Annotated in this window: 6 protein-coding genes and 1 pseudogene; 5 read left to right on the top strand and 2 right to left on the bottom strand. The window is 70.9% G+C overall.

The window, feature by feature from the left end; translation table 11 throughout:
• Positions 1-394 (bottom strand): annotated as a pseudogene (locus tag VP06_RS31860) (hypothetical protein); the annotation flags it as partial.
• 275 nt (positions 395-669) lie between these two features.
• On the opposite strand from VP06_RS31860, the gene VP06_RS31855 reads away from it, so the two are divergent.
• From VP06_RS31855 to VP06_RS31840, 4 genes are all read left to right on the top strand, one after another.
• Complete coding sequence (locus VP06_RS31855; RefSeq protein WP_048467836.1) at positions 670-873, top strand: hypothetical protein; 204 nt, start codon at positions 670-672, stop codon at positions 871-873.
• A 508-nt stretch (positions 874-1,381) separates the two neighbouring features.
• Positions 1,382-1,579 (top strand): hypothetical protein, encoded by a 198-nt coding sequence (locus VP06_RS31850; protein WP_048467835.1) that lies wholly within the window; start codon positions 1,382-1,384, stop codon positions 1,577-1,579.
• 98 nt (positions 1,580-1,677) lie between these two features.
• Positions 1,678-2,514: an alpha/beta fold hydrolase gene (locus VP06_RS31845; RefSeq protein WP_048467834.1), complete on the top strand. Its 837-nt coding sequence runs from the start codon at positions 1,678-1,680 to the stop codon at positions 2,512-2,514.
• A 25-nt stretch (positions 2,515-2,539) separates the two neighbouring features.
• Positions 2,540-2,938 carry a nuclear transport factor 2 family protein gene (locus VP06_RS31840; RefSeq protein ID WP_048467833.1) on the top strand — a complete coding sequence of 133 codons (399 nt, stop codon included), beginning with the start codon at positions 2,540-2,542 and terminating at the stop codon, positions 2,936-2,938.
• A gap of 248 nt (positions 2,939-3,186) precedes the next feature.
• On the opposite strand, the gene VP06_RS31835 is transcribed toward VP06_RS31840, so the two are convergent.
• Complete coding sequence (locus tag VP06_RS31835; protein WP_048467832.1) at positions 3,187-4,125, bottom strand: LysR family transcriptional regulator; 939 nt, start codon at positions 4,123-4,125, stop codon at positions 3,187-3,189.
• Positions 4,126-4,221: 96 nt separating this feature from the next.
• Between VP06_RS31835 and VP06_RS31830 the strand changes: the two genes are divergently transcribed.
• Positions 4,222-4,861: aldo/keto reductase (locus VP06_RS31830; protein WP_048467831.1), on the top strand; the 640-nt coding region annotated here is incomplete at its 3' end.

Here is a 4,861-nt window from a genome sequence, read left to right as displayed (position 1 = left end):
GGGGGGGAGGGGGGGGCGGCCGGCCTCGCGCGCCCCCCCCCGGGGGTTGGGCGGGGCGCCGGGGAAACGGGGCGCGGGGCGGCCCCCGCCCCGGGGGGGCCGGGGCGGGGATCGGCGCGGCGACGACGACCTGCGCGCCGGGGCCCAGCTCGGCCAGGGCGGCCCGCAGGGTGAAGCCCATGCCGAGCCCGCCGATCAGCACCCGCGGGTTTGGGCGGTCGCGCAGGCGCCCGCAGGCGAGGCTGGCCAACGCCCGCTCCGAGCCGCTGCGGCGGCTGTTCATCAGCTCGATCGAATCGACCACGATCGCGAACTCGTCGCCGCGGCGCATCAGGCGCAGCGATGCGGCCTCGCCGGGAATGGCACTGGTGTCGAGGTGAACCCAGGGGATCAAGGATTGCACTCCATCGGGACCGCGCCGCGCCGGGGCAACGGCCCGCGATCGGACGCCCAAGAAACAAGGAAACGGGGCAACGAAACCAGGACGCAACGCGCGCGGACGCCGTTCCGCCGGGCGCCGGTCGAGGGCCGCACCGTCCCGAGACGGGATACCGGACCGGCGCCGGCTATCGCACGGGCGGGGGCGTCGCGTCGAGGGCGAGCGGGACAGGCGGATTCAGACCGGAGGGCGTTTGTTTTCCGGAGGGGTTCCGTGCCATAGTTCCGAGGATGAGCGACAACGAATTCCATCCCTTCACCATCGAGGTAGCCCCGCTGAGCAGCCCGAAAGGAAAATTCGGCTGGGCGATCCGCAAGCACGGCAAGCTGCTCGAGCGGTCGGACCGGCCGCACGACAGCGAGGAGCGGGCCTATGCCAGTGCCACCGCCGCCGTGGAGCGCGCCTTCCGCCCGGCCGACCCGCGCCGGCGCTAGGAGCCCCGGCAATCGCGGCGCGACCCGGCCCCGCGCGAGAGCGCTTCACGATCGCGTTGCCATCGCGAAGCGTCTCTCGCTGTTTGATTTTGCCGCATTTTCTACGACGACCCGGTACCCACTGCGTCGGAAAATGCTCTACGCAGACTTGCGTTGGCGGGCCACCGCTTCGTCCGCCTAAGTTCTTGTGGGATCGCAGATTTTTGCCGCCGAACCGGTGACCATTCCGGCGAAATCTGCTTCGGGTGCCGGGCGATGGCCGGGACGGCCCTCCGGTCCAGCCGGACGGCGCCGTGAGGCCGATCGATCCCTCCAGACGAATTCACCTTGCCGGCGACGATGAAACCGTTCATCATCGAACGGGTGATCGTCGGTCGAGTGTCATGGTTCTCTCAAGCCGGACGGCTCGGAACCGTCTTCCGATGTGATCGCGAAATCTGTCCAGCGGCACCGATCGCGGGCAGAGGCGCCTCCGGCGGGTCCGCCTCTCCCCACAAGAGGATCGGCCATGGCCAAGATGTTCATCACCGGCTCGGCCCGCAGCCCGTCGAACGAGGAGTTCAAGGCGCGCGTCGCGCGGCTGGCCGAGATGCCGGCCCACACGGCGGCGCCCGCGGCGCAGCGCAGGAACAAGCACCAGAAGCCAGCCTTCCCGCAGCCGGCCGCCGAGCCGTCGCCGGAAGGGCAGGCCGAAGAGACGGATTGAGCACGCCGGACAGATTCCGCCCGTCGCCGGTGCTCTCTCTGATATGTTAGGTCCTGCCAGCCGGTGCGAAGCGCCGGCCCCGCGGCAGGAGAACCCCGATGAGCTTCGTGACCACTGGCGACGGCGTGGAGATCTTCTACAAGGATTGGGGGCCGCGGGAGGCGCAGCCCATCGTGTTCCATCACGGCTGGCCGCTCTCCTCCGACGACTGGGACGCGCAGATGCTGTTCTTCGTCCAGCACGGCTACCGGGTCGTGGCGCATGACCGGCGCGGTCACGGCCGCTCGTCGCAAGTGTCCGGCGGGCACGACATGGACCATTACGCCGCGGATGCGGCGGCGGTGGTGCACCGGCTCGGCCTGCTGAACGCGATCCATATCGGGCATTCGACTGGCGGCGGCGAGGTCGCGCGCTACGTGGCCCGCCACGGCGAGCCGCAGGGGCGGGTCGCCAAGGCGGTCCTCGTCAGCGCCGTGCCGCCGCTGATGCTCAAGACGGACGCCAATCCCGGCGGTCTGCCGATCGAGGTCTTCGACGGATTCCGCGCAGGCCTCGCCGCCAACCGGGCGCAATTCTTCCTCGATGTCCCGACCGGGCCGTTCTACGGCTTCAACCGGCCAGGCACGCCGGTTCAGGAGGGCGTGATCCGCAACTGGTGGCGCCAGGGCATGATGGGCTCCGCCCTGGCGCATTACCACGGCATCAAGGCGTTCTCCGAGACCGACCAGACCGAGGATCTGCGGGCGATCTCGGTGCCGACCCTCGTGCTGCACGGCGAGGACGACCAGATCGTCCCGATCGACGCGAGCGGCCGGAAGTCGGTGACGCTTCTGCGCAACGGCACGCTCAAGACCTATCCCGGCCTGCCGCACGGCATGCTGACGACCCACGCCGAGACCTTGAACGCCGATCTCCTGGCCTTCGTGAAGAGCTGATGCCGCGAGCGGAAGGACGGAGACCATGCCGGACCCAACGACGGCGCCTGTCGCGGGCGAGCCCGATTACGATCACCTGCTGCGCGCGAACCTCACGCGCGTCTTTAACGAGCGCGACCCTGCGCGGCGGGCCGCCGCCCTCGACGACCTGTTCGTGACAGAGCCGGTGATGTTCGAGCCGACGGGCCTCGTCCGGGGCAAGGCGGCGATCGCCGCGGTGGCGGGCCGGCTCCTGGAGCAGTTCGGACCGGCCTTCCGGTTCGTGCCCGAGGGCCAGGGCGTCGGCCATCACGGCCTCGGGACCCTGCGCTGGACGGCCGGCCCGGAGGGCGGCCCGGTCACGGTGACCGGAGCGGACGCCGCCGAGATCGTCGACGGGCGGATTGCGCGGCTCTGGGTGCTGCTCGATCCGCCGCGGACGTAATACCAACGGTCGTTGAAAACGACCGTTGGTTCCGTTCTCGAATTATTGCCAAGTCTTTGGCTTGATGTCAAAAATTCGAGATGGGTCAACGGCCCTGCCGATCTCGGGCCTGCCCGAGATCGAATCGATGCGTCAGCATCTTGGGCCGCCGGTATACCGCTGCGCGGAAGAAATCCTGGTTTGGGGCCGATCGGCGGGGAGGCTGGCCAAGCCGGATTTCCTCCGTGCCGCGGTATATAACGGCCCGGTCACGGGCAGACCGGAGGCGCATCCGGCCCGGCTCCGAACGGTGCGGACCGGCCCGCCTCCCGCACCACGTCGAGAAAGGCCCGCAGCGGCACCGGCACCTGCCGGCGACCGGGATAATAGAGGTGGAACCCCGGGAAGGGCGGGCACCACGGCGAGAGGAGCCGCACCAGGCGGCCGGCGGCGAGGTCGTCGGCGACGTATCCCTCGAACAGGAAGCCGATCCCGAGCCCGTCGAGGGCGGCGAGCCGGATCAGGTCCTGGTCGCCGAGGATCAGCGGGCCATCCGTCGCGACGGCTTCCATCACCCCGTCGCGCTCCAGCTCCCACGGAAACAGGCTGCCGCCGGGAAAGCGCTGGCGCAGGCAGGCATGGCCGGCGAGGTCCGCCGGCGCCTCAGGGATGCCCCGGCGCGCCAGATAGGCGGGCGCGGCGACGACGGCGAAGCGTTGCGGCCCGCTCACCGGCACCGCCACCATGTCGAGGGCAAGGCGCTCGCCGAAGCGGATCCCGGCATCGAACCCCTCGCCGACGATGTCGGTGAGCGCATCGTCGCTCGCCACCTCGACGCGGATCTCCGGGTGGAGGGTCAGGAAGCGGGACAACAGCGGCATCAGCACCAGCCGGCAGGCGCTGCGCGGCGCGTTGAGCCGCAAGGTCCCGGTGGGCCGCGCCGCGGTGGCGGAGGCCGCCTCCACGGCGGCGGCGATGTCGGCGAGGGCGGGAGCGAGCCGCAGCAGCAGGACGGCGCCGGCCTCGGTCGGGGCGACGCTGCGGGTGGTGCGGTTGAGGAGCCGCACGCCCATCCGCTCCTCCAGCCCGCGCAAGCCATGGCTCAGCGCCGAGGGCGACAGGGCGAGTTCAGCCGCAGCGCGCCGGAAGCTGCGGTGCCGGGCCACCGCCGCGAAAGCCGCGAGGTCGGAGAGGTCGTCGCGGACCATTGGTGAGCCTGGCTCATCGGTTCATGCGGGGCCGCACAGCTTATCCGGCCGGCGCCGGAGCGCCAGATCGGTGCGGTCCGTTCAGGAGTGCCCACGATGCAACGACGTTCCCTCGGCCGCTCCGGCCTCACCGTCTCCGCCCCCGGCCTCGGCTGCATGGGATTCTCGGAATTCTATGGCCCGACCGACGAGGCCACGGCCCCCGCCGCCCTGGAATCCGCACTCTCGCTCGGCTACGACTTCCTCGACACTGCCGACATGTACGGCCTCGGCCGCAACGAGGAGCTGATCGGCCGGGTGCTGAAGGGCCGCCGCGACCGCGTCGTGCTGGCGACGAAGTTCGGCATCGTGCGCCGGGAGGGCTCGAGCGAGCGCCGGATCGACAACAGCCCGGCCTATCTCACCGCCGCCTGCGACGCCTCCCTGCGCCGCCTCGGCGTCGAAACCATCGACCTGTACTACTGCCACCGCCGCGACCCGGCGGTGCCGGTGCCCGAGATGGTCGGCGCGATGGCGCGCCTCGTCGAGGCCGGCAAGGTGCGGGCGCTCGGCCTGTCGGAGGTCTCGCCCGAGACCCTGCGGGCGGCCGATGCGGTCCACCCGATCGCCGCCGTGCAGACCGAGTATTCCCTGTGGAGCCGGGATCCCGAACGGGGATTGCTCCACGCCTGCCGCGACCTCGGCATCGCCCTCGTCGCCTATTCGCCGCTCGGCCGCGGCTTCCTCACCGGGGCGA

This window comes from Methylobacterium aquaticum (assembly GCF_001043915.1).
Lineage (GTDB): Bacteria > Pseudomonadota > Alphaproteobacteria > Rhizobiales > Beijerinckiaceae > Methylobacterium > Methylobacterium aquaticum.
This window is presented reverse-complemented; position numbering and strand designations above follow the sequence as displayed.

Bases quoted from the DNA above. Each gene is read 5' to 3' on its own strand.
- VP06_RS31835 (WP_048467832.1), bottom strand. From the start codon at position 4,125: ATGGTCCGCGACGACCTCTCCGACCTCGCGGCTTTCGCGGCGGTGGCC.
- VP06_RS31845 (WP_048467834.1), top strand. From the start codon at position 1,678: ATGAGCTTCGTGACCACTGGCGACGGCGTGGAGATCTTCTACAAGGAT.
- VP06_RS31850 (WP_048467835.1), top strand. From the start codon at position 1,382: ATGGCCAAGATGTTCATCACCGGCTCGGCCCGCAGCCCGTCGAACGAG.
- VP06_RS31840 (WP_048467833.1), top strand. From the start codon at position 2,540: ATGCCGGACCCAACGACGGCGCCTGTCGCGGGCGAGCCCGATTACGAT.
- VP06_RS31855 (WP_048467836.1), top strand. From the start codon at position 670: ATGAGCGACAACGAATTCCATCCCTTCACCATCGAGGTAGCCCCGCTG.